This is a genomic window from Bifidobacterium longum subsp. infantis ATCC 15697 = JCM 1222 = DSM 20088 (assembly GCF_000269965.1).
Taxonomy (GTDB): Bacteria; Actinomycetota; Actinomycetes; order Actinomycetales; family Bifidobacteriaceae; genus Bifidobacterium; species Bifidobacterium infantis.
This window is the reverse complement of sequence record NC_017219.1, coordinates 2,400,160-2,425,721: the sequence shown is the minus strand read 5'-3', so window position 1 is coordinate 2,425,721 and position 25,562 is coordinate 2,400,160. Positions and strand designations below refer to the sequence as shown.

The window sequence follows — 25,562 nt, the reverse complement described above, 5'->3', positions numbered from 1 at the left end:
TGTACAGTAATGATACAATAATCATATCAGATGCAGTTAGTGTGTCAAATCAGGGTTGAAGAGGTGGATAACTATGTGTATAAGTGAGGTGTCTACATGGTTATCCACAATAGATGTGCGTAAGTGAAGCTAGGACCACATACCTCGGATCGGCTTCCGTTTCCGCACCCACTACCCATATGGTGGTGTCATGAACAGCATGACCGACGGCATCACCAACTATGGAGCTCTGCCAGACTCTATGTACGATCCGCCTCCGGAAGAATCGGAGGCAGTTTTTGTTCCGCCCGAATTTGCGGGGTCATTTTCTGCTGACTCGAAATACCCGACTTCTCGCGACTCGTCATCGCCAAACAGTGGTGCACATGATTCTGCGGCGGCACTGACCATGAGCGAAAGCCTTGCTCAGCGCAAACGCGACATGGTCGCACGCTGCACTGAGGAAGCGAAACGGGCGGGCAAGAAGCTGCTTTTCGGCATGACCACTTCCCTCGCTCTGCAATCCGTACCGATTCCCGCCGATTGCGACCTCGACTCGGCCAAGCTGCACACTGTATCCAGCGTTAAGAGCAAGCGGTTTCGTACACGCCATGCACCACTGCAAACGCATATTTGGAAACATGCGGCTAAAGCCGCCAATGTGGAAATGAACCAACACGTGTTTGCGCTGGACCTGTTTCACGTATGGGCTCAACTTGCCCCGTATGTTTCTTTTGAGTCTCTGATTGTGCTCGGGGATGCCGTCATCACTGCTACGAGCAAACAGCCAGTATTGGCTAAGGATCGTGATGCTGCTGCAATCTATCAGGATCTGGTGAAGTTCGTGGAGCAATTTACCCGATTCAGAGGGCGTCCGTCCTGCGTTCGAGCATTGCCTCTGATATCACCTGGTGCTGATTCGCCCAAAGAATCAGAAGAACGACTCTCTCTGGTAGCGCATGGGATTCCACAGCCGGTTGCGAACTATGTGGTGCCGGACGCGGCTTTTGCATCTGGAGCTCCCATAACGTTGGACTTAGCGTGGCCAGAGTTCAAGGTCGCTGTTGAATATGATGGCGATCATCATCGTACGAGTAAGACTCAATGGCGCCGTGACCAAGAGAAAAGGGGTGTGCTGGTCGGGCGGAGATGGCTGGTCTTCGTCGCCACGGCGGCAAGTATCGCTAACGAGGATGCTCGTGCTGAATTCGCTTTCAACGTGGCGAGGGCGCTTGCTTCGCGCGGTGCCGTATTCGAGTTTCATGTAGTTGCCATGTCTCTTGAAGAGTTGGCGCAGAGCCTGCTGTGACCATGATGTTCGAAACGGACTGATGTAAAGGCAATATTTGTACGACCTGTTGTTGTGGTGTGTGCTTGATATTGCATGCCGTTCGATTGCGATGCCTCGTAGTGATGGATTTCGTGAATGACTAGTGTTCGATTGTGGAGGGAAATGTGTCATAGTGGTCGATTGGGGGTGTTGTCGGTGCATTGAGCGTGGATTTGCGCCAATGGGTGTGGGACGCTACGCGTGTTTTGCCGATTTTTGCATGGCGTCCCACGGCCCCTCGGGTAATGGCTGTGACGGGTGTGGCAGGAATGGCGTCTTTCCGGGGTTTCCAGTTTGAGTGTGTGGGATGGGGGAAATGTAAAACGATTGACTTAGCTGTTGTCCCACGCTTTTGTGGGATGGCAACTCTGGAATGGGCAAATTCGTCGTGGCGTCCCACAACGATGTTAAAACTCGACCATGATGCAAGCCGACCGAACGCTTCGGTGGTCATCTGGCCGCTGTGACCCCACAATGATGATGGGAAACTCGGTCATAATGTAGGCAGTCGAACGTTTCGCGGCCATATGGCCGTCCTGCCCTGCAGTGATGTTGAGAAAATGCAGTCATGGTGCATGAGGAGAACCGTTGACCTGCGTGTTTCAGTGGTCGAAAAAATAAGGCTCTGCAGTGGATTGTATGAATCCAATGCAGAGCCTTATTGGTTGCTGTGAACGCGACTAACGCAGCGATTTCACTCGCTCAGGGCCTTGTCGACCACGACGGTGGCCTCGTCGAGCACCTTGTCCAGAGCCTCGGGGGAGACGAAGGACTCGGCGTACACCTTGTAGATGTTCTCGGTACCGGAGGGACGGGCGGCGAACCAGTTGTCCTTGGTGGTGACCTTCAGACCGCCGATCTTGGCGTGGTTGCCCGGTGCCTCGGTCAGCTTGGCGGTGATGTCTTCGCCAGCCAGGGTGGAGGCGGTCACGTCGTCGCCGGACAGTGCCGCGAACTTGGCCTTCTGCTCCAGCGTGGTCGGGGTGTCGACGCGCTTGTACCAGGACTCGCCGAAGCGCTCGACCTGCTCCTGGTGAAGCTGGGCCGGGTTCTTGCCGGTCTTGGCGGTGATCTCAGCGGCCAGCAGGTCGGGGATCAGACCATCCTTATCGGTGGTCCACACGCGGCCGTCCTTGCGCAGGAAGCTCATGCCGGAGCTCTCCTCGCCGCCGAAGGCGACTTCGCCGCTGAACAGCGGATCCACGAACCACTTGAAGCCCACCGGCACTTCGATGACCTTCGCGTCGATCGATGCGGCCACGCGGTCGATCAGGGAGGAGGAGACCAGCGTCTTGCCCACGGCCGCACCCTCGGGCCAGCCCGGACGGTTGCCGCCGAACAGGTATTCCACACACACGGCGATGTAGTGGTTCGGGTTCATCACGCCCCAGTTCGGGCAGACGATGCCGTGACGGTCGGCGTCCGGGTCGGTGCCGCCGACCAGATCGTACTTGTCCCAAGCGCCGGCGTTGAGCTCGTCGACCAGGCCCTTCATGGCGTACGGGGAAGACGGGTCCATGCGGATCTTGCCGTCGTGGTCGATGGTCATGAAGCGCCAGGTCGGGTCGACCTCAGGACGCACCACGCCGATGTTCAGGCCGTACTTCTCGTTGATGAGCGGCCAGTAGTTCACGGAAGCGCCGCCGAGCGGATCGATGCCCAGACGCACGCCGGAGTTGCGGATCACGTCGAAGTCGATGACGTTCTCCAGGTCGTCCACGTAGTGCTCGCGGAAGTCGAAGCCCTCGACGTACTCGGACTTGATGGCCTCCTCGTAGGGCACTCGCTTGATGGACTTGAAGTCGCCGAGCAGCTCGTTGGCGCGAGCGGCGATGGCGTTGGTGGTCTCGGCCGGAGCCGGGCCGCCGGTGACGGGGTCGTACTTGAAGCCGCCGTCGGTGGGCGGGTTGTGGGACGGTGTGACGACGATGCCGTCGGCGAGGCCCTCGCCCTCGAAGCGCGGGGTGCCGTCGGCCGCACGGTTGTGGGTCAGGATGGCCTGGGAGACCACCGGGGTGGGCACGAAGTCGTCACGGGAGTCGACGCGCACGTGCACGCCGTTGGCGACGAGCACCTCGATGGCGGTCTTCTTGGCCGGGCCGGACAGCGCGTGGGTGTCGGAGCCGAGGTACAGCGGGCCGGTGACGCCGGCCTTCTTGCGGTATTCGGCGATGGCCTGGGAGATGGCGATGATGTGGGCCTCGTTGAACGAGGTCTTCAGGGACGATCCGCGGTGGCCGGAGGTGCCGAAGATGACACGCTGCTCGGGGACTTCCGGATCGGGGACGAGGTCATAGTATTTGCCGATAACCTCATCGACATTAATCAGATCTGCTGGGGTGGCGGGCTGACCCGCATTGTTTGCTACCATACTTTCATTCTGCCACGTTTTTTGCCGTCTGGGGCAAGATTATGTTAAAAGTTGTCAACTTTTGTGCGAATAAGTGTATGACGGTGGCGCGCATCTGGCGCAAAGAGCCTAAGCGTGGGCTTGCGTGCCGTCTCATTGCGGATGCATCGTCCAAGAAAGACACGCCGGATGTTCATCGCCGATTAAAGCCTGTTCTTCCTTACTCTCGTCTTATGTTTCGAGGTATAGGCAGGCTCTGACCATATGTGTGATTTGCCGGATTGTTTTCAGCTCGTTATAATCGCTGTTCAGTCAGTAATTAGCAGGGTTGCTACTCGAATGTTGAGGCAAGACCTGAGATGTTGACGTAGTCATGTGTATTCAGGATGGCGTCCACATCTCAGGTCTTTTCTGTTATTTGGCGTGACTGCCGGTTCCTGGAACGCAGATGCTCAGGAACAGGGTGGTTCCTCTGGTAGGTGCTGGCTTAACCGTGGAAAAGGAATGGAGTAAGAGATGTCGCATCAAGACGATATCAAGGCGATCGTCACTAGTGTCGGTGGCGCGGCCAACATCAAGTCGCTGACGCATTGCGCCACGCGACTGCGTTTTGAACTCAATGACGCCGGCAAGGTTGACAACGCCACGCTCGACGCCAACAAGCTTGTGCTGGGTGCTGTACAGCAGTCCGGCGACCGATACCAGGTCGTCATTGGCGGTCAGGTCGCCTCCGTGTATGAGCAGATCATGCACCTGCCCGAGATGGCTGGTCTCGGCGCCGGCACCGTCGACGACAATGCCGATGAGCCGACCGATGCGGAGGTCAAGGCCGCCGCTCGTTCCAAGGCCCGCGGCAAGGTCGCATGGCTCGATAGCTTCTTCGAATACCTGGCCGACTCCTTCCGCCCGATTCTGGGTGTGTTGCTTGGCGCGTCCATCATCATCGCAATTGTCAACCTGTGCATTTCCTTGGGCCTGATTCCGAACGACACCGCCACCACTGGCCTGGTGTTCGTGCAGGCCATCTGGAAGGGTGTGTTCTACTTCCTGCCGATTATGGTCGCCTACAATGCCGCCAACAAGCTCAAAGTGGATCCGTGGCTGGGCGGCGCAATCATGGGCATGCTCATGACCCCGCAGTTCGCATCCCTGTCTGACACCAAGACCTGGGGCGACGCCGTCAAGTGCGTGAAGAACACCACGCTGGGCACCTCCTCCTGCACCGCCACGGTGTTCGGCTTGCCGATGCAGCTGTCCGACTACTCCGGAAACGTGTTCGTGCCGCTGCTGATGGTCGCCGTGCTCGCGGTCGTGTACCACGGTCTGAAGAAGATCATTCCGGACAGCGTCCAGATGGTCTTCCTGCCCTTCTTCTCCATGATCATCGTCGGTGCGCTCACCGCTTTCATCATCGGACCTATCGGTGTGTGGGCCGGCAACGGCCTCGGCGCCGGACTCGCCTGGATGAACACACACGCTCCGTTCATCTTCGCCATCGCAATCCCGCTGCTGTACCCGTTCCTGGTGCCGCTGGGTCTGCACTGGCCGCTGAACGCTCTGATGATCATGAACATCAACACCCTGGGCTACGACTTCATTCAGGGCCCGATGGGCGTGTGGAACTTCGCCTGCTTCGGTGCCACTGCCGGTGTGCTGTTCCTCTCCATCCGTGACAAGGATAAGGACATGCGCCAGACCTCCATCGGTGCTCTCGCCGCCGGCCTGCTCGGTGGCGTTTCCGAACCGAGCCTCTACGGCATCCACCTGCGTTACAAGCTCATCTACTCCCGTATGCTGGTCGGCTGCGGCGTGGGCGGCGTCGTAATCGCCGTCATGGGCTGGCTCTTCCCGGCCACCGTCGCCTCCGGCGAGACCGTGCACGGCGTGACCACTACTGCATTCGCCTTCACCTCGCTGCTCACCGTGCCGGTGTTCAACCAGATGTGGGTTTACGGCGTCTCCATCGCAGTGTCGTTCTTCACCGCCATGATTATGATTATCATGCTTGACTACCGCACTCCGGAGCAGAAAGCCGAAGCCAAGGCCCGTGCCGCGGCTCAGTCCGCCAAGGCTGTGAACGGTGGTGACGCCACCACCGCTACCGCAACCGCCGCTGTTGCCGTTGCCGATGCCCCGGCTGCCGCTGCGACCGCCACTTCCGCCGTGTTCGCTCCGATTGCGGGCCATGTGGTGTCCCTTGACGATGCCGGAGATCCGGTGTTCGCTTCTCGTGCCCTCGGCGAGGGTGTGGGCATCGAGCCGGTTGATGGCGCGGTGAAGGCTCCGGTGTCCGGTGTGCTGCAGACCGTTGCTGAGACTGGCCATGCTTTTGGTCTCAAGACCGACGATGGTATTGAAGTGCTGGTACATGTCGGCATTGATACGGTTAAGATGAATGGCAATGGTTTCGTGGTGAATGTGGCCAAAGGTGACCGAGTGAACGCCGGTGACCTGTTGGCGACTGTCGATCTCGACGAAGTCAAGAAGGCTGGATTCAGCACCACTACGCTGGTTACGGTACTGAACACCGCAGCGCTCAAGTCCGTTACTCCGAAGACGGATGTGAACGTCGCGGCCGGTGACGAAGTCATCGCCATCGAACAGTAATCATGGTCGGTTCGCAACCGTAACCTGAAGATCCCGAACGGAAGGGATGTCATGGAAATACTTCGCGTCTTCAATAACAACGTCGTCCTGGCGAAGGATCGGGGGCGCGAAGTCATCCTTACCGGCCGGGGCCTGGGGTTCAAGGCCAAGCCCGGCATGACAGTTGACGATGCCAAAGTGGCTCGTGTGTTCGTGCCGGCTCAAGGCCGTGACCCTGACCATATGGCCCAGTTGCTGGGCGATATTCCTCCTGAAATCATTCGTCTCATTTCCGAGACCATGGATGGGATTGGCCTGAGTTCAGAGGCTGCACAAAGCTCGACGTTGGTCATAGCGCTCGCGGATCATGTGTGCGGTGCTTTACGCCGCGCCAAGAACGGCATTCCGCCTGTGCCGTATCCGCTGAACTCGGAAATTCGTTCGCTGTATGAGCGTGAATACCAGCAGGGCTGCGCACTGCTCGCCGCGCTGAACCGCAGATTGGACGATGCGCTGGATCCCAGCGAGAGCGTTGCTTTTGCGCTGCATTTTGTGAATGCGGGGGTGCGGATGTTTTTTTGGACGGTCAGGCGGCCAGTCCAAGACTTCTGCGGTATTGCACGGGGCTCATCCAGTCCAGTGACTTCTTGATCCTGGTTTCATTGTAGTGGGTCAGGTAGGCGGCCAGGCGTTCGCGGAACTCCTCGTAGCCCACGCCCCTCCAGTCCCGCCCGTAGAATAACTCGTTCTTGAGCCTGCCGAAGAACCCCTCGGCGGCCGCGTTGTCCGGGCTGCATCCCTTGGCGCTCATCGACCGGATCAGCCCGTGCTCCTCGCAGATGCGGATCCATTCGTCCCACCGGTAGTGGCAGCCGCGGTCGGAATGGATGATTGGATGTTCCCCGTCCCTGAGCGTGGCGACCGCGTCAAGGAGCATCCGGTTCGCCATGTCGGCGTTCGGGGAGCGCGACAAGGTCCAGGAGACCACCATCCCGTCGAAGCAGTCGACCACCGGGGAAAGCCAGCACTTGTACCCGTCCATGGTGAACTGGGTGACGTCCGTGACCCACAGCATGTTCGGCGCGTCGGCGTGGAAGTCCCGCTCCACGAGGTTCGCCGGGGCCTCGCCGATCTCGCCGGCGTAGGAGCTCCACCGCTTCGGCCGCTTCAGGTACACGGGCCGCATGGCCCCCTCGCGCATGATCCGCCTGACGACCTTCTCCGAGACGACGATCGGGTCGGACTCGTCAAGGCGCAGCATGCGGTGGATGGTCCGGTATCCCCATGCGCGCCCACCCTGCTCGAACAGGCCGGCGACGCGGGCCCGCAGCACGGCGTACCTGTCGCCCGCGGCGATCGCGCCGCGCTCGTAATAGTAGGTGCTGCGTTTCAGCCCCACGGCCTTCAGACAGGCCGCCAGGCCGAATTCACCCCTGATCGCGTCGACGACCCGCGTCCTCTCCCTGTTCGTCAGCATGGACGGGTCGAGGCGCGGGTCGTCGGCTTTTAAAACATCGATCGTCTCCCGCATCACCGCGTTCTCCAGCCGCAGGACCTCCACCTGCCGGCGCAGCTCCTCCACGTCATCGCCGGCCGCGGGCATCGGTTCGGCCGGCATCGGCGCGTTTCTCCTGTCCATCAGTCCCAGTATCCCCTCGCTCCGGTAGCGGCGCATCCACTGGTACACGCTCGTCGGCGTGCAACCCGCGTCGCGCGCCACGCGGGCGAGGGGCTCGCCCTCGAGCGCGCGTCTGGCCGCATTCGTCTTGCATTCCAGCGTATACGAACGCCTGCACGCGCCCGTGTAACGCGGGTCCTCGCGAACCCATTTCACCAGCGCGCCCTCGGACGGGTAACCAAGCTCGGCAATGACCTTCCTGATGGTCATGCCCTCCGTGAAATACAGGTCAACGGCCCTGCGCCGATCCTCCATCGAAAACATGCGGACTCCAATCCGGACGCCCAAGCGTCCAACTTTCCGTCCGCATCCCCTGCCGGCTTCTCCACAGGCGACCTTTCTCCTACGTATATGATGACCGGCGTCATCCAACAGTTGCTCGCCGTCATCGAAAGCACCTATAACATCGAGCTGGATGAGCATTCGGTTAATGTCGGCCGTTTCATCACCCATCTTCGGTATTTGTTCGTGCGTATTCATCAGCATGAGCAGCTCAGCAAGGAGCCGGAGGCAATCATTTCCTCGATTATGAGCTCCTACGCAAAAGCCTCGAAATGCGCGAGACTTATCGCATCCCTTATTGAGCTGCGCCTCGATACCATGCTGACCGAAGACGAGGTTGCCTACCTGACATTGCATGTGGCACGAGTCACGGATCAAACGAATCAGAATCGTTCCTCGGATATTCCCGACCATCCGCGGCTGGCGCATATGAGCCAGTGAATCAGCGAATCGGCTCAAGTGTGCCGGTCATTTCGGCGAAATCCGAGGTGGCGTTCGAAGCGGCGGCCTGCGCGGTCTTTTCCAACGCGGAGGCGTCGGGCACGCGCACGATCAGCGCGCGGTGATCCACCGAGAAACGGATGTGGCGGGTTTCCGGCAGCATGTCGCCGTCCACTTGTGCCTTGGCCGGCTTCTCCAGCGTGATTTCGGCGCTGACGCCCTGCACCTGCTCGATGGTCGAATTCGTGGACAGCGGGTTCTGCTCGGGCTTGCCGATGATCGTCTGGTGCACCACGTCGCCGAACAGGTTGGCCCAGCCGAGGATGCCGCCAGTGGTGTCGATGATTTCGAAGTCCAGCAGGCCGTCGTCATAGGAGGCCGCCGGCATCAGCGAGAACACGGGAATTTGGCCGCAGTTGCCGGCCATCACCGTGCGGAAATCGAGATTCTTGATGGTGTGGGTCGAGCCGTCGGCGCTGGTGACTGTCAGCGTGCCGCGGAACTTCGGCGCGAACAGGTTCTTCACGCCGCCCACGAAGTAGGCGAGCCAGCTGATGTTCGCCTTGAGCTCGGGGTTGGTGTCGTCGATCATGGCCGCATCGAAGCCGATGCCGGCGATGATGAGGAAGGCGTGGCCGTGGTCGTCCTCCGGGTGGTCGAGCAGGGTGAGACGGCCCATGTCCACCAGGCGGGAGCCGTGGGAGGTGGCCACGGTCAGCGCGGCGTCGATATCGTCCACGGGAACGCCCATATTGCGGGCAAACAGGTTGCCGGTGCCGATGGGGATGATGCCCAGCGCATGGCCGGTGCCGGAGACGGCGCTCGCCACCGTGCGCACCGTGCCGTCGCCGCCGACCGCGATCACCACGTCGGCGCCGTCCTCCAGCGCTTCAAGCGCGCAGACTCTGCCGTCCTTGTCAAGCTGGGTGTCGTAGAAGCGGATGCGATTGAGCCCCTTGGCTTCGCAGAACCTCTGGATATGCAGCCGGCGGGCTTCGGCCTGCGGTTTGGACGGATTCACGATGAAGGCGTACTGCACCTCGTCGTCCCGGCGCTTCTCCAGCGTCTGAGCCAGCTTGCGGCGGCGCTGCGCGCGCAGGGCGATGACGGTGACGGCGATGAGCGCCGCCACAATGGCGATTGCGGCGATGATCAGAAACACGGTGAGGGCAGGCTGAGGCATGGCTCCTATTGTTATCGGTGGGGAGGTCGTTTACGGCCATGGTGCGCCGTACGTGAACATTTCCTGCACGCAACAGCCCGTGGGACGCGATCATGGTTCAATCGCGTCTCATCTGACGAAATTGGCCGGGTGGACCCGCCCGCGGGCTTTCCCGGGCTTCCCTGTGATTTCCGCGTTACTCCCGCACATTCGGCCATTGTCGGTGTCTGCTTACGCGGCTAGTCTGGTGCCCATGCTTGATATTCAATTCATCCGTGAACACACCGATATCGTCAAGGAATCCCAGCGCAAGCGCGGCGAGTCCGTGGAACTCGTCGACGAAGTGCTCTCCTCCGACACCGCACGTCGTGAAGCGCTGAAGGCCTTCGAAGAGGCTCGTGCCCAGCAGAAGGAAATCGGCAAGAAGGTCGCCTCCGTCCCGGCGGACGAGAAGGCCAAGCTCATCGCCGAGACCAAGGAACTGTCCCAGACGGTCGCCGAATACAAGGCCAAGGCCGATTCCGCCGCCGAGGAATACACCACCGCCATGTGGAGGCTCTCCAACATCGTGGAGCCCGAAGCTCCCGAAGGCGGTGAGGACGACTACGTGGTCGTCAAGAAGGTCGGCCAGATCCGTGACTTCGCGGCCGAAGGCTTCGAGCCCAAGGACCACCTGACCCTCGGCGCCGGCGTGGCCGGCATCGACATGCGCCGTGGCGTCAAGGTTGGCGGCTCCCGCTTCTACTTCCTGCGTGGCCAGGTGGCCCGTATGCAGATCGCCATGCTCACCATGGCCGTGGATCAGGCCGAGGAGCACGGCTTCACGCTGGCCATCACCCCGACGCTGGTGCGCCCCGAGGTCATGCGCGGCACCGGCTTCCTGAACTCCCACGCCGACGAGATCTACCGTCTGCGCGAGCCCGATGACCAGTACCTGGTCGGCACCTCCGAAGTGGCGCTCGCCGGCATGCACGAGAACGAGATCCTCGACCTCGGCAACGGCCCGCTGCGCTACTGCGGTTGGTCCTCCTGCTACCGCCGCGAGGCCGGCGCCGCAGGCAAGGACACCTCCGGCATCATCCGCGTCCACCAGTTCGACAAGGTGGAGATGTTCGTCTACGCCAAGCAGGAGGACTCCTACAAGGAGCACGAGCACCTGCTGGCCATGGAGCAGGAGATGCTCGCCAAGGTCGAGGTGCCCTACCGCATCATCGACACCGCAGCCGGCGACCTCGGCTCCTCCGCCGCCCGCAAGTTCGACTGCGAGGCTTGGGTCCCGACCCAGGGCCGCTACCGCGAGCTCACCTCCACCTCGAACTGCACCGAGTACCAGGCTCGCCGTCTGAACATCCGCGAGCGTATGGAAGACGGCGGCACCCGCCCGGTCTCCACCCTGAACGGCACGCTGGCCACCACCCGTTGGCTGGTCGCCATCATGGAGAACCACCAGCAGAAGGACGGCTCCATCGAGATCCCGAAGGCCATGCGCGCCTACATGGGCGGCAAGGAAGTCATCGAGCCCACCAAGTGGGAAGCCTGATTTTCCTTTTGCTCTAGCTCCCCTCTCTGAGGGGAGCTGTCAGCGTAGCTGACTGTGGGGAGTTGTCGTCGAAAACTACAAAGGGGAGCCTAATCCCTCCCTCCTGTATAATGAACACTTGCGCGTATGAACGTGCATCGGGACAGGTGTCTGAGCGGCCTAAAGAGACGGTCTTGAAAACCGTTGAGGGGCAACCCTCCGCGAGTTCGAATCTCGCCCTGTCCGCGAACCGAGGCCTGGGCAACATGCCCAGGCCCTTTTTCTTTTTCTGGAACCTGTCTTCTTGATTGCCACCGGGGTGCTGATATATTGGTTTGTGATGCCGTAACATGCGGTGTCCCCGTTGATATGACGGGCCAATCGGCGTGAGCCGATAAGAGAAGGCCCGACGTTTGCAGCATCGGGCCTTTGCGTTGATTACCGGCTTGCGCCTTTAATCAACAAGGTTGCAAGATGAATCATATCACGATGCACGGTAGTCTGACCGTGAGTTAATGAAATGAACAAACCCGCACAGTCGAGCGTCGAACCGGTTTAATGTCACTCACCTCAACGGGACGCGCGGTAATTGTTAGTTGGGTTGACAATAAAAGAGCAAAGGCCTAAATTAGCAATCAGTCATCACACTGAGGTGATGATTCCATTACGAAGGAGTAGAGATATGGTATCGCATAATAAGCGCATCGTGGCTGCTTTTGCTGCGGTAGCAGCAATGGGAATGGGCTTGGCCGGTTGCGGCGGCAGCGACACTGCTGGCGACACGAAGTCCGGCAGCGATGGCGGTGTGGTCAACATCACCTACATGCATCGTCTGCCTGATTCCAAAGGCATGACCTTGGTCAATGACATCGTGGCCAAGTGGAATAAAGAGCATCCGAACATTCAGGTCAAGGCCACCAAGTTCGATGGCAATGCCTCCGAAATGATCAAGAAGCTCGAGACCGACGTCAAGGCTGGCAATGCGCCGGATTTGGCTCAGGTCGGTTACGCCGAGGTTCCTGAGGTCTTCACCAAGGGCCTTCTGCAGGATGTCACCGATGAGGCCGCCAAGTACAAGGACGATTTCGCTTCCGCCCCGTTCGCACTGATGCAGGTGGACGGCAAGACCTACGGTCTGCCGCAGGACACCGGCCCGCTGGCTTACTTCTACAACGCCGCTGAATTTGAGAAGCTCGGCATCACCGTGCCGAAGACCGCTGACGAGCTCATCGAGACCGCCAAGAAGACCGCTGCCCAGGGCAAGTACATCATGACCTTCCAGCCTGATGAGGCCATGATGATGATGTCCGGCCAGGCCGGCGCTTCCGGTCCGTGGTACAAGGTCGACGGCAACTCCTGGGTTGTCAACACCCAGACTAAGGGCTCCAAGGCCGTGGCCGATGTCTACCAGCAGCTGATCGACAACAAGGCCGCCCTCACCAACCCGCGTTGGGATGCATCGTTTGATAACTCCATCCAGTCCGGTCAGCTGATCGGCACCGTGGCCGCCGCTTGGGAAGCCCCGCTGTTCATCGATTCCGCCGGTGGCACTGGTGCTGGTGAGTGGAAGGTCACCCAGCTCGGTGACTGGTTCGGCAATGGCACCAAGACCGGCTCCGATGGTGGTTCCGGTGTGGCCGTGCTCAAGGGTTCCAAGCACCCGGCCGAAGCCATGGAGTTCCTTGACTGGTTCAACACCCAGGTTGATGACCTTGTCTCCCAGGGCCTCGTCGTGGCCGCCACCACCGCGGATGCCAAGACCCCGCAGAAGTGGTCCGACTACTTCAGCGGACAGGATGTCATGGCTGAGTTCAAGACCGCGAACGACAACATGGGTGACTTCACCTACATGCCTGGCTTCTCCGCAGTCGGCGCTGCAATGAAACAGACCGCCGCCAAGGCTGCCGATGGTTCTGCCAAGGTTTCGGATGTGTTCGACACCGCTCAGAAGACCTCGGTGGATACGCTGAAGAACCTCGGTCTGTCCGTCAAGGAGTGACCTCACTAGGTCTTGTCAACGGGCCGGCTTGAAATAGCCGGCCATCCAAGACCTCCGATGCCTCGCATCACCATAGCGAAAGGCCGGGGCACATACTCCGGCCTTTCGCATTGTTTGAGGGTATTGCTGCAAGGGCGCTGTGGCCCTTGTCATTTGTTGTACTGTTCTTTGCAAAGACAGGTTTTGTATTATGACTGCATCCACTACTCATGCGAAGGGCAAAGCACCTAGGCGTGCCGCAGCCAAGCCGAAGCGGTCCGGCGCTCAGAAGCGCGAGAACCGCACCGGCTGGGCATTCATGGCACCGTTCGCCGTCCTGTTCGCTTTCGTGTTCATCCTGCCCATCATCTGGGCCATCTATTCCAGCTTCTTCCGTCAGGTCACCGAGGGCGGTGGCGCATACGGCGGTGGCGAGCTGGTCAATAAATTCGTAGGATTCCAGAACTTCCAGTATGTTATTACTTCCGGCAACTTCTGGTCCGGCGTAGGCAGGGTGCTGGTCTACACCCTGATTCAGGTGCCGATCATGATCATCGCCGCACTGGCGTTGGCCATCGTCATCGACTCGTTCGTGGTCAAGCATGTCACCGGTTTCCGTCTGGGCTACTTCCTGCCCTACGCCATCCCCGGCGTCGTGGCATCGATTATCTGGGTCTACCTGTACAACGGCCAAATCTCGCCGATTGTCAAGGGGCTCGCCGCCATCGGCATCAACGTGGACTTCTTCTCCAGCAATATCGTGCTCGGCTCGATGGCCAACATCACCACATGGACCTTCACCGGCTACAACATGCTGATCTTCCTCGCTGCTTTACAGGCCATCCCGCATGACCTGTACGAGGCCGCGCGTATCGACGGCGCCAATGGTTGGCAGATCGCCACGAAGATCAAGCTGCCGAACGTGCGCGGTGCAGCTCTGCTGGCTATGCTGCTTTCCATCGTCGGCACCATCCAGCTGTTCAACGAACCGCAGATCATGTCCACTGCCGACCCGGGTATTTCCAAGGCATATACCCCGATGATGATGGCCATGAACACTTCGCAAGGCACCATTACCCCGTCTGGCGACGGCCCGGCATCCGCCATCGCCATCGTGATGGCTCTGATTGCAGGTGTGCTCGCTGTGCTGTACACCCTGGCCGAAAGGAAGGTGAACGAGTGATGAGCTCCGCAACCGCTGAAGAACGCGCCCGCAGGAAGGCCGAGCGCAAACTCGAAAAGCAGCGTCAGGCCGCGCAGTACGACCTACCCCGCTCCATGCGGCCGTCCGTGGCCACGAAAACCATCACCATCATCGTGTTGGTGCTCGTGCTGATTTACTTCCTGTTCCCGATCTACTGGGCCATCATCGCGTCCACCAAGACGCCCGCCCAGATGACCGGCAGCAACGGCATGTGGTTCGCCGTGCCGCTCGACCAGCTGCCCGACGCCATCGCCACCAACTATTCGAAGCTGCTCGGCTGGACCCGAGGCAACTTCTGGCGTTGGGTGCTGAACTCCCTGATCTACTCGGGTGTTTCCGCACTGGTCGGCACCATCGTGTCCGTGATGGCCGGCTATGCCACCGCAAAATTCAACTTCCGCGGCAAGAACGCGGCCATCGGCATCATTATGGCCTGCATGCTCATGCCATCCGCCCTGCTGACCATCCCGATGTACTCGATCTTCCACACGCTGCACCTGACCAACACGATGCTCTCGATCATCATCCCGTGCTGCGTTTCGCCGTTCGGCTTCTTCCTGGGCCGTACGTACGCGCAAAGCTCGGTGCCTGATGAGTTGCTCGAGGCGGCCCGCATCGACGGTGCGAGCGAGGCGAGGATTTTCTTCACTATTGTGCTGAGGCTTCTGGCCCCGGCCATGGTGACGATCTTCCTGTTCCTGTTCGTGGCCACGTGGAACAACTTCCTGCTGCCGTTGATGATGGTGTCTTCCGACACCTTGAAGCCCGTGACCCTCGGCCTGTACGGCATGGTCTCGCTGGCCACGTTCACCGATCGTGGCGCCCTGATGATGGGTGCGCTGCTCGGTGTGCTGCCCGTGATCGTGCTCTTCCTCGGCCTCCAGCGCTACTGGCAGTCCGGCCTCGCCGCCGGTGCCGTCAAGGGCTAACCAATCCGCTGCCCGGTATGTCGTGTCACTCCTTCCGGTGCCGGGCAACGTCCCCCTACCCTCATTACCAGTGACACGATTCCAATCGTCCGGCGTCACCGTAAACGTCAAGGATCTACGCAGTCAGGGTCCCAGGGCCCGCGATAACGCCGGTCATTTTGTATGCGACGAATTCGTCGCCCTGTAGTTTTTGATGATCAACCTCACAAAGGAGCACTCATGACCAACACCGGCCGCTTCACGCTGCCCAGTGAAGAGAATTTCGCCGAAAAGACCAAGGAACTCGCCGAATTGTGGGGTGCGGACGCCATCCGCAACTCCGACGGCACGCATCTGGACGAGGCAGTGCTCGCTCTCGGCAAGAAGATCTACAGCGCCTACTTCCCGACCCGCGCCCACAACGAGTGGATCACCCTGCACATGGACGAGACCCCGCAGGTCTACCTGCTGACCGCCCGTATCCTGGCCGAGTCCAACGCGGTGGATGTGCCGCTGATGGACGGCTTCTTCGAGGAACAGCTCAAGCCTAACCGCGACGCCGACCCGCACAAGTACTGGGAAGTCGTGGACCGCACCACGGGTGAGGTCGTGGACCCGTCCGGCTGGACGCTCGACCCAGGCGAGGACACCGTGCACGTGACCGTGGCCGTGCCGATGCACGAATACACGGTGAGCTTCCTGGCCTACATCATCTGGGACCCGGTCGAGATGTACAACCATCTGACCAACGACTGGGGCGACAAGGAACACGAGATCCCGTTCGACATCTACCATCCGGCCACCCGCAAGTTCGTGTTCGACACGTTCGAGCAGTGGCTTAAGGACAGCCCGCAGACCGATGTGGTGCGATTCACCACGTTCTTCTACCAGTTCACGCTCCTGTTCGACCAGAAGCGCCGCGAGAAGGTCGTCGATTGGTTCGGCTGCGCCTGCACCGTAAGCCCGCGTGCGCTGGATGATTTCGAAGCCAAGTACGGCTACCGCCTGCGTCCGGAGGACTTCGTGGACGGCGGCGCCTACAACTCCGCCTGGCGTGTGCCCAGAAAGGCCCAGCGCGACTGGATCGACTTCCTTTCAGGCTTCGTACGTAAGAACGTCAAGCAGCTCGCCGACATGTCCCACGCCGCCGGCAAAGAGGCGATGATGTTCCTCGGCGACCAGTGGATCGGCACCGAACCGTACAAGGATGGATTCGACGAGCTTGGCCTGGACGCCGTGGTCGGATCCATCGGCGACGGCACCACCACCCGCATGATCGCCGATATTCCGGGTGTCAGGTACACCGAAGGCCGCTTCCTGCCGTACTTCTTCCCCGACACGTTCTACGAGGGCAACGATCCGAGCATCGAAGGCCTCGACAACTGGCGCAAGGCCCGCCGCGCGATCCTGCGCTCGCCGATCGGCCGCATGGGCTACGGCGGCTACCTCTCCCTGGCCGCCAAGTTCCCGAAGTTCGTGGACACGGTGACCCATATCGCCAACGAATTCCGCGACATCCATGACCGCACCGGTGGGGTGGCCGCCGAAGGTGAGCTCAACGTGGCGATTCTGAATTCCTGGGGCAAGATGCGCTCCTGGATGGCGTTCACCGTGGCGCACGCCCTGCCCAACAAGCAGACCTATTCCTACTACGGCATCCTAGAATCCCTGTCCGGCATGCGCGTGAACGTGCGGTTCATCAGCTTCGACGACGTACTCGCGCATGGCATCGATAGCGATATCGACGTAATCATCAACGGAGGCCCGGTCGACACCGCATTCACCGGCGGCGACGTGTGGACCAACCCGAAGCTCGTGGAAACCGTGCGCGCCTGGGTGCGTGGCGGCGGCGCGTTCGTGGGCGTGGGCGAGCCGAGTTCGGCGCCGCGTTTCCAGTCGGGTCGTTTCTTCCAATTGGCCGATGTGCTTGGCGTGGACGAGGAACGCTATCAGACCCTCTCCGTGGACAAGTACTTCCCGCCGGTGGTGCCGGACCACTTCATCACCGCCGATGTGCCGGTCGACCCGGCGGCCCGTGAGGCATGGGAGCAGGCCGGTTACCGCACCCCGCTCAGCGGCTGCGGCGGCGGCCAGTCCATCAAGCCGTTGGGAGGCATCGATTTCGGCGAACCCGTGCTCAACACGTACCCGGTCAACGAGAACGTGACCCTGCTGCGTGCGGACGGCGGTCAGGTGCAGCTCGCGGCCAACGACTACGGCAAGGGCCGCGGCGTGTACATCTCCGGACTGCCTTATTCGGCGGCCAACGCCCGACTGCTGGAACGCGTGCTGTTCTACGCCTCCCACAACGAAGACAAGTATGCGGCCTGGAGCTCGTCCAACCCGGAGTGCGAGGTGGCGCACTTCCCCGAGCAGGGCCTGTATTGCGTGATCAACAACACCGATCAGCCGCAGAAGACCACGGTGACTTTGGCCGATGGCACCACCGAGGACTTCGACCTGCCTGACAGCGGTATCGCCTGGCGTGAAGCCTGATTGGCTTGGTGACGAACGGAACCATCATGAACAACACCAATGAAGCCCTGTTCGACGTCGCTTCGCACTTCGCGCTGGAAGGCACCGTCGACAGCATCGAACCATACGGAGACGGCCATATCAACACCACCTATCTGGTGACCACGGACGGCCCCCGCTACATCCTCCAACGGATGAACACCGGCATCTTCCCCGATACGGTGAATCTGATGCGCAATGTCGAGCTGGTCACCTCCACTCTCAAGGCTCAGGGCAAAGAGACGCTGGACATCGTGCGCACCACCTCCGGCGACACCTGGGCCGAGATCGACGGCGGCGCATGGCGCGTCTACAAGTTCATCGAACACACCATGTCATACAACCTCGTGCCGAACCCGGACGTGTTCCGCGAAGCCGGCAGGGCGTTCGGTGATTTCCAGAACTTCCTGTCCGGGTTCGACGCCAACCAGCTGACCGAGACCATCGCCCACTTCCACGACACCCCGCACCGCTTCGAGGACTTCAAGAAGGCGCTCGCCGCGGACGAGCTCGGGCGTGCCGCCGGGTGCGGCCCGGAGATCGAGTTCTATCTGAGTCACGCCGACCAGTACGCCGTCGTGATGGATGGGCTCAGGGATGGTTCGATCCCGCTGCGCGTGACCCACAACGACACCAAACTCAACAACATCCTCATGGATGCCACCACCGGCAAGGCCCGTGCGATCATCGATCTAGACACCATCATGCCGGGGTCCATGCTCTTCGACTTCGGCGATTCCATCCGTTTCGGCGCGTCCACGGCCTTGGAGGATGAGCGGGATCTGGACAAGGTGCATTTCAGCACCGAGCTGTTCCGCGCCTACACGGAAGGCTTCGTGGGCGAACTACGCGACAGCATCACCGCGCGCGAGGCCGAACTGCTGCCGTTCAGCGGCAACCTGCTCACCATGGAATGCGGCATGCGCTTTCTCGCCGACTACCTGGAAGGCGACGTCTACTTCGCCACCAAGTACCCCGAGCATAACCTGGTGCGCTCCCGCACCCAGATCAAGCTCGTGAGGGAGATGGAGCAGCGAGCCGATGAGACCCGCGCCATCGTGGCCGACGTCATGGAGACGACCAAGTGAGCTCCCGGCAGATGCATCATGTCCGAGCCCGCGTTGCGGAGGGAGTGCGATGAACGATCGGTTGACCACGGTGTACGCAAGCATCGACGCGCTGATCGACTATGCGCTCGCCCACCTTGACCTCGATCCCCGCAACGCGGACTGGGCGCGGAATCGGATTTTCGCCCTGTTCGATCTGGATTCCTATCCCGGTGCCGAAGCGACCTCGTGTCGTCCGTGCCGCGGTGAGGAGGACCGTTGCGCACAGGGGCCCGAGGGGTCTGTCGGTCGCGCCCGCATCGTTCCCGACGCCTTGCTCTCCGCTTTTCGCGCCGCAGCGGTGGATTGCGGCTTGTTTGAAGCGCAGGAGGGCCCGATGTACGCCGACATCGTCATGGGGCTGCTCTCCGCCAACCCCGCCGATCTCGACGACCGGTTCCTGCTTGTCGAGCATCGGGACGGCGGCATGGCCGCGATGCAATGGTTCTACGACTACTGCGTGGCCAACAACTATGTCAAGCGCGCCCAGCTCGACCGGAACCCGCGCTTCGACTCGCACGGGCTGACGGTTACCATCAACCTCGCTAAACCCGAATTCAAGAACATGAAGAAGGCGGCGGCGGGCAACGCCGTGGCCGGCGGGTATCCGAAATGCACGATCTGCCATGAGAACGAGGGTTTTGCGGGACGTGACAAGCGCACCCTGCGCACCCTGCCGGTCACGCTCGGCGGCGAGTCATGGTTCTGGCAGTTCTCGCCCTACGGCTACTTCGATCAGCACGGCATCTGCGTGAACACCGACCACACGCCGATGCATGTGGACCGCGATACCTTCGGCCACCTGCTCGACTTCGTGGACCGCTTCCCCGGATACTTCCTCGGATGCAACGCCGCGCTGCCTCGCATCGGCGGCTCGGTGCTCGCCCATGACCACTACCAGGGTGGCGGCGAACTGCTGCCGATGCACAAGGCCGCCACCTGGTCCGCCTTCACGCTCGCCGACTATCCGGACGCCGTGGTTGAAATCCTTGACTGGCCCGGCACCGCCGTGCGCGTGGTGTCGAAAAACCGCCAGAGCATCATCGATGTATCCGACATCATCCGCGAGGCATGGGTCGGCTATGACGACGCGGCGAACGGCATCGCCAGCCATGACGCGGACGGCAACCGCCAATCCGCCCTCTCGCCCAGCGCAATCATCACCAAACGCGGCTATGAGATGAGTCTCATCTTCCGCAACAATGCGATCAGCGACGAGTATCCGGAAGGTATCTTCCATGCACACCCCGAATACTGGCCGGTCAAGCAGGAACCAATCGGACTGATCGAGGCTCAAGGCCTGTTCATCCTGCCCGGACGGCTCGTCGACCAGCTCGGCATCGTCGAGGAGGCGCTCGCCGAAGGCCGCGACCTGCCCGATGAAGTCAGCGAATTCAGTCTCGAATGGGGCGAACTCGCTGAAACATTGGCCGGAAACCGCGACCGCGAGGCCATTCGCCAAGCCATACACGACGAGCTCGGCAGCGTCTGCTACCGCATCCTCGGCAACACGGCCGTCTTCAAGCAGAAAGCCACCACGCAAACATTCCTCGAAAGCCTTGGTTTTGCCGCTAGGTGAAACAGGTCAAGTGAAGTAAGCTCAATACTGAAGGCAAACCGAAGGCAAGTCCTTCCAAAGGAGGAAACATGACCACTGTCCTGGTTACGGGCGGCGCCGGATTCATCGCCACCCACACCGATATCGAGCTGCTCAACAAGGGCTACGATGTGATTTCCGTAGACAACTACGGCAATTCGTCTCCCGTCGCGCTTGAGCGAGTCGAGCAAATCACCGGCAAGCCGGTCAAGCGTTATGATGGCGACGTGCGCGACGAGGCGCTCATGGAGCGTGTCTTCACCGAGAACGACATCGACTGGGTCATTCATTTCGCCGGACTCAAGGCCGTGGGCGAGTCCGTGGCCAAGCCGATCGAATACTACGACAACAACCTGTACTCCACGCTCGTGCTGCTGAAGACGATGAGGAAGCACGGCGTCAAGAAGATCATCTTCTCCTCCTCCGCCACCGTGTACGGTTCGCCGAAGGAACTGCCGATCACCGAGGAGACGCCGACCGGCGGCACCACCAACCCGTACGGCACCTCCAAGCTGTTCCAGGAGCAGATTCTGCGCGATGTGCATGTGGCCGACCCCTCCTGGACCATCGTGCTGTTGCGTTACTTCAACCCCGTCGGCGCGCATGAATCCGGTTTGCTGGGCGAGGACCCGAAGGGCATTCCGGCGAATCTCACCCCGTACGTGGCCAAGGTCGCGGTCGGCGAGCTCAAGGAAGTCCAGGTCTATGGCGACGACTACGACACGCCCGACGGCACTGGTGTGCGTGACTACATCCACGTGGTCGACCTGGCCAAGGGCCATGTGGCCGTCATCGACCACATCGACAAGGAAGGCGTGTTCGTCTACAACCTGGGTACCGGCCACGGCTACTCCGTGCTTGAGGTCATCAAGGCCTACGAGAAGGCCGCCGGCCATCCGATTTCGTACACGATCAAGCCGCGTCGCCCCGGTGACATCGCCGCCTGCTACGCCGACGCTTCCAAGGCAGAGAAGGAGCTTGGCTGGAAGGCCGAGCTGACCATCGACGACATGGCCTCCTCCTCCCTCAACTGGCAGACCAAGAACCCCAACGGTTTCCGCGACGCGGAGTGATATGAGCAGATGAGCTCCCTCTGATGAGGGAGCTCATCTGTCGTTTATCACACAATGCGCCTATCGGCGGCCCAGCGGGTGAGCTCGGTGCGATTCGAAAGCTGAAGCTTTCGCAGCACCGAGCTCACGTGCGTTTCGACCGTCTTGATCGAAATGAACAGTTCGGCCGCCACCTCTTTATACGTGTAACCACGCGCGATCAGCCGCATGACCTCCTGCTCGCGGGCGGACAGCCGGTCCAGCTCCTCATCATGAGCCCGTGCCGCACCATCAGCGCCGCCATCAGACCCCGCCGCCGGCACACCCTGGAAGGCCGAAAGCACAAAACCGGCCAGTTTTGGCGAGAACACGGCATAGCCCTCATGCACCTGCTTGATGGATGAAATCAAATCAGCGCCGGTAATCGTCTTGGTCACATAGCCCTGGGCGCCGGCACGAATCACCGCCCCCACATCCTGCGGCGCATCCGAAACCGACAACGCCAGAAACACGGTAGTAGGGGAGTAGGAGCGCGATTTGGCGAGGATCTCGGCACCGCCGCCACCTTCACCGCCGGGCACATGCACATCCAGCAACACCACTTGCGGCTTGGTCTGTGCGATCATCGCCACCGAACCGGGCACGTCCGCCGCTTGGCCGACGATATCGAAGGAATCGCGCAATGTGGCGATTACGCCCGCACGGAACATCTCATGGTCATCGACCACGGCCACACGAATCTTGGCTGTCTCGTTCTCGCTCATCGATGTTCTCCCTGCGCCGCTTTCAGCGCGATCGGCATATGCATTCTGACCTCGGTGCCCCAGCCGGCTCTGGACACTATCTCCACTGTACCGCCGCGCCGTTTGATGCGGCCGATAATCGATTCGCGGATGCCCAGCCGGTCGGGCGGAATGGCGTCCATATCGAAGCCTTCGCCATGGTCGCGCACGAACACTTCAACCATCGTGTCGCTGGCCTCGCAATACAAAGACACCGGCTCGCCGCCATGCGTGACCGCATTGACCAACGCCTGACGGGTGGCGTCCAGCAGCGCATCGGTCTGGGCGCTCGGCCGCGCGTCGCCCACGGTGACCACCTCAATCGGCTTGCCGTGCTCGTCCTCCACTTCGGCGGCGATCTGCTTCAATCCGGCTCCCACCGAACGATCCGATGTGGAACGTTCCTGATACAGCCATTCGCGCAGCTCGCGCTCTTGGCTACGCGCCAGGGCGAATACGGTGGTCGATTCCTCGGAGTGCAGCTGAATCAGCGCCAACGTTTGCAGCACGCCATCATGCAGATGGGCGGTCATGTCCGCGCGCTCCTCTTCGCGCTCCTTCAATGCCTGCTCGTGGGTGAGTCGTTGCAGCATCGCGTTCGCCCACGGCATCACTGCCACCACGATACCGACGATCATCATGAATCCGCTGGCAACAATGCGTCGAGGAGAGGCGCCCCACCCAGGAATGCTGACATTATGCACATACAATGCCCATCCCATGAAAATCAGTGCGATGCCGCCCAACATAGACAACAGCTGCGTGCCTCGCGGACTAAGATTCATCCATGCCAGTGCGATGCCGCCCAACCCTACCAGCAGCGGAAGCACAATCTGGACATCCGCACCGGTGCTGGTGAGCAGCAGTCCGGTGGCCATCAACGCGAAACCGGCCAATGCCACGACGGCCGGTTTCGGAGCACGTTGGATGGCCTCGGACAATGATTCCGGTGCGGCAGCCGATTCGTCGTCATGGGCGGCAAGTGACTGATTGCCTCGCGCAAGCGGCGCCTGATCAACGGGCACTGTGCGAGCTGCAGCCGTCACCGGGTCTCCGGCGGGCATGAACACCCACAGGAATACATAAGCGATGATGCCTGCGCCGTAGAGGAAGGTCAGTGCGATGAACGCAATCCGAATCCATGCCACGCCGATGCCCAAGTGCAGGGCGATGCCCTTGCACACACCGGTGAGCCAACGGCCCTGCCGGGGGCGCATCAACGGCATGCGCGCAGGCAGCAATGGTTCGGGAGATGACGTCATACTCCTATTGTGCCGCGCTCAGGGCGTTGCGACCGGGGTTTTACCCGGTGTTCAGGGAACAATCAGGGTGTTCCCCGAGCGTTGTGGCAGTGGTCGGGCGGTGTAATGGAATCATGAGCAATCCAAACGCGAATCCGTATCAGCCACAGCCGCAGCCTGGTCCGCAAAAAAACAAGACATCGCGACGCTTCTTCACTTGGGTGCGATCCAGTGGACTGGTTCGCGGCGACGACCGGTGGATCGGCGGCGTATGCAGCGGCATCGCTTTACGGCTTGGCTGGAGCCCCACACTAGTACGTGCGTTGGTGATTGTATGTACATTGTTCTTCGGTTTTGGCGCAGCTCTGTACGCACTCGGCTGGTTTCTGATGCCGGATGTACGCGATGGGCACATCTTGGCCGAGGACCTCATTGCCGGCCAATGGGACTGGAATTGTCTTGGATGCTTCCTGTTCCTCGCCGTGGCAATCGTGATTCCAGGTGCGGGGTGGGTTTGTATTGCGCTCGCCGCCTTAGCGCTTTGGTTGTTAGCCAAGAGCGGCATTCGCCAGCAGGAAGGGTACGGATTCAGGGCATCTGCGACGCGACCGGTTTCACAGCCTGTGTCATATCCAGCTCCACAGCCTGTCTCATATCCAGCCGCGCAACCGGTCCCTCAATCTCCTTTGTATTCAGCTCCGCAACCTGTTTCACAACCTGTTTCACGAACCGAGACTAGTGTTTCACAGCCTTTCTATCAGTCGGTGACCGGCGCGGTGCCCGGCGCGGTGCCCGGCGTGATGCCCAGCACAGTACCCAACGGGCCGTTTGCCCACGACCGTATGAATGCGACGGCCTATGCCCCCACCGAGTCCAAGCGCCGCAAGCCGGCGGGCCCAATCGTGGTCTTGAGCATACTGGGCCTTACCTTCCTCTCCTTTGCCGGTCTGATGGGACTGATTTGGGTAAACGACATGGGCATTATCGGCATTATGCGTCTGAGCACCATCTGGATTGCCGCAGTATGCATAGTGATGGGGCTGGTGGTCATCATTCTCGGATTCAAAGGACGGCGTACCGGTGGTCTGATTCCTCTCGGACTGGTTGCCGGTGGATGCGCGCTCTGCATGACCATCGTTTCAGGCACGTCTGGCGTGTACTACCGTGATTTTGGTGCCAGCGGCATCAATACTGTTGTTTCACTGAGCCAATCTGTCAGTGCGAGAAACAGCGATGGCATGAACGATGTGCAAAAGGATGGCATCTTCGTTGCCGATGCCAGCGATGCCACGTTCGAAACATTGCAGCAAGGTGTGGCGTTCAGCGGTGAAAACTACAACACCGATCAGGCGATCATTGATTGGTCCGATTGGGGCAAGATACATGGGCCGCACACGGTGAAGATGCTGGATGGCAAAACTTCCATCAGTAATTGCCCGGTCGGTACCATCACCATAGCCGCAACACAGGCGCAAGTGCATATCGTTCTGCCGGATTCCTGCACTTACGCCTTCGGCACCGCCGACTCCTACTCCACTTCGAGTGGCGTTGGCGGCAAATACGAGATGGTATACAACAACTACATGGGTCTAAGCTTTGGTTTCTTCGAAGCTGAAAGCGCCACCAATCCCATGAATGGGCCTGATTACGAATGGTTGGATAAGGGATCCGCCATGCCGGACAACGGCCCAGAATTAAAAATCAATATTCCCTATGCGGTGGAAGCACGTGTCAACGTGGTGTACGCCTCCGGTTGGAAAGGCTCCACGTTCCAGCCGCTTGCCGATATATACGACGGCAACAGTACAAGCAAGAACACAACCGAACAATCGGAATGATCAAGCCGTTACAAC

General features: G+C 60.4%; 16 protein-coding genes, 1 tRNA gene and 2 pseudogenes. 14 read left to right on the top strand and 5 right to left on the bottom strand.

The genetic code is table 11. The features are described from left to right. Positions 1-190 precede the first annotated feature (190 nt). Positions 191-1,288, top strand: coding sequence for a putative endonuclease domain-containing protein (locus tag BLIJ_RS11305; RefSeq protein WP_012578446.1), 1,098 nt, complete (start codon positions 191-193; stop codon positions 1,286-1,288). A gap of 715 nt (positions 1,289-2,003) precedes the next feature. Here the strand turns inward: BLIJ_RS11305 and pgm are convergent. After that, a complete protein-coding gene (gene pgm, locus BLIJ_RS11295; protein ID WP_012578445.1) occupies positions 2,004-3,680 on the bottom strand; it encodes a phosphoglucomutase (alpha-D-glucose-1,6-bisphosphate-dependent) in 1,677 nt (558 codons plus the stop codon). 495 nt (positions 3,681-4,175) lie between these two features. On the opposite strand from pgm, the gene BLIJ_RS11290 reads away from it, so the two are divergent. After that, positions 4,176-6,266, top strand: coding sequence for a glucose PTS transporter subunit IIA (locus tag BLIJ_RS11290; protein ID WP_012578444.1), 2,091 nt, complete (start codon positions 4,176-4,178; stop codon positions 6,264-6,266). A 51-nt stretch (positions 6,267-6,317) separates the two neighbouring features. Then, positions 6,318-6,809, top strand: a pseudogene (locus BLIJ_RS13895) (CAT RNA binding domain-containing protein); the annotation flags it as partial. A 22-nt stretch (positions 6,810-6,831) separates the two neighbouring features. On the opposite strand, the gene BLIJ_RS11280 reads toward BLIJ_RS13895, so the two are convergent. Next, on the bottom strand, positions 6,832-8,187 hold the full coding sequence (locus BLIJ_RS11280; RefSeq protein ID WP_012576493.1) for an IS3-like element ISBlo11 family transposase: 1,356 nt from the start codon (positions 8,185-8,187) through the stop codon (positions 6,832-6,834). A gap of 51 nt (positions 8,188-8,238) precedes the next feature. On the opposite strand from BLIJ_RS11280, the pseudogene BLIJ_RS11275 reads away from it, so the two are divergent. Further along, a pseudogene (locus tag BLIJ_RS11275) lies at positions 8,239-8,646 on the top strand (PRD domain-containing protein); the annotation flags it as partial. Between the two features lies 1 nt (position 8,647). On the opposite strand, the gene BLIJ_RS11270 reads toward BLIJ_RS11275, so the two are convergent. Continuing rightward, positions 8,648-9,829: a diacylglycerol/lipid kinase family protein gene (locus BLIJ_RS11270; protein ID WP_012578441.1), complete on the bottom strand. Its 1,182-nt coding sequence runs from the start codon at positions 9,827-9,829 to the stop codon at positions 8,648-8,650. A gap of 232 nt (positions 9,830-10,061) precedes the next feature. Between BLIJ_RS11270 and serS the strand changes: the two genes are divergently transcribed. From serS to galE, 9 genes are all read left to right on the top strand, one after another. Continuing rightward, positions 10,062-11,348: a serine--tRNA ligase gene (gene serS, locus BLIJ_RS11260; protein WP_012578440.1), complete on the top strand. Its 1,287-nt coding sequence runs from the start codon at positions 10,062-10,064 to the stop codon at positions 11,346-11,348. A 140-nt stretch (positions 11,349-11,488) separates the two neighbouring features. After that, a tRNA-Ser gene (locus BLIJ_RS11255) sits at positions 11,489-11,573 on the top strand. 436 nt (positions 11,574-12,009) lie between these two features. Next, positions 12,010-13,326, top strand: coding sequence for an ABC transporter substrate-binding protein (locus tag BLIJ_RS11250; protein ID WP_012578439.1), 1,317 nt, complete (start codon positions 12,010-12,012; stop codon positions 13,324-13,326). 190 nt (positions 13,327-13,516) lie between these two features. After that, positions 13,517-14,488 carry a carbohydrate ABC transporter permease gene (locus tag BLIJ_RS11245; RefSeq protein WP_012578438.1) on the top strand — a complete coding sequence of 324 codons (972 nt, stop codon included), beginning with the start codon at positions 13,517-13,519 and terminating at the stop codon, positions 14,486-14,488. Next, the gene (locus BLIJ_RS11240) at positions 14,488-15,438 is read left to right on the top strand and encodes a carbohydrate ABC transporter permease (protein ID WP_012578437.1); all 951 of its coding nucleotides are present in this window, start codon (positions 14,488-14,490) and stop codon (positions 15,436-15,438) included. Before BLIJ_RS11245 ends, BLIJ_RS11240 begins: the two co-directional genes overlap by 1 nt. 219 nt (positions 15,439-15,657) lie before the next feature. Continuing rightward, on the top strand, positions 15,658-17,913 hold the full coding sequence (gnpA, locus tag BLIJ_RS11235) for a 1,3-beta-galactosyl-N-acetylhexosamine phosphorylase (protein WP_012578436.1): 2,256 nt from the start codon (positions 15,658-15,660) through the stop codon (positions 17,911-17,913). Between the two features lie 26 nt (positions 17,914-17,939). Beyond that, the gene (gene nahK / locus BLIJ_RS11230) at positions 17,940-19,019 is read left to right on the top strand and encodes an N-acetylhexosamine 1-kinase (RefSeq protein ID WP_012578435.1); all 1,080 of its coding nucleotides are present in this window, start codon (positions 17,940-17,942) and stop codon (positions 19,017-19,019) included. A 49-nt stretch (positions 19,020-19,068) separates the two neighbouring features. Continuing rightward, positions 19,069-20,616, top strand: a complete 1,548-nt coding sequence (locus tag BLIJ_RS11225) for a UDP-glucose--hexose-1-phosphate uridylyltransferase (protein WP_012578434.1) — start codon at positions 19,069-19,071, stop codon at positions 20,614-20,616. Positions 20,617-20,684: 68 nt separating this feature from the next. Beyond that, positions 20,685-21,707, top strand: a complete 1,023-nt coding sequence (gene galE / locus BLIJ_RS11220) for a UDP-glucose 4-epimerase GalE (RefSeq protein WP_012578433.1) — start codon at positions 20,685-20,687, stop codon at positions 21,705-21,707. 47 nt (positions 21,708-21,754) lie between these two features. Here the strand turns inward: galE and BLIJ_RS11215 are convergent, their stop codons facing one another. Both BLIJ_RS11215 and BLIJ_RS11210 read right to left on the bottom strand, forming a co-directional pair. Further along, on the bottom strand, positions 21,755-22,450 hold the full coding sequence (locus tag BLIJ_RS11215) for a LuxR C-terminal-related transcriptional regulator (RefSeq protein WP_012578432.1): 696 nt from the start codon (positions 22,448-22,450) through the stop codon (positions 21,755-21,757). Beyond that, on the bottom strand, positions 22,447-23,730 hold the full coding sequence (locus tag BLIJ_RS11210) for an ATP-binding protein (protein ID WP_012578431.1): 1,284 nt from the start codon (positions 23,728-23,730) through the stop codon (positions 22,447-22,449). Before BLIJ_RS11210 ends, BLIJ_RS11215 begins: the two co-directional genes overlap by 4 nt. Positions 23,731-23,843: 113 nt before the next feature. Between BLIJ_RS11210 and BLIJ_RS13890 the strand changes: the two genes are divergently transcribed. Next, the gene (locus BLIJ_RS13890) at positions 23,844-25,547 is read left to right on the top strand and encodes a PspC domain-containing protein (RefSeq protein ID WP_012578430.1); all 1,704 of its coding nucleotides are present in this window, start codon (positions 23,844-23,846) and stop codon (positions 25,545-25,547) included. Positions 25,548-25,562: the final 15 nt, after the last annotated feature.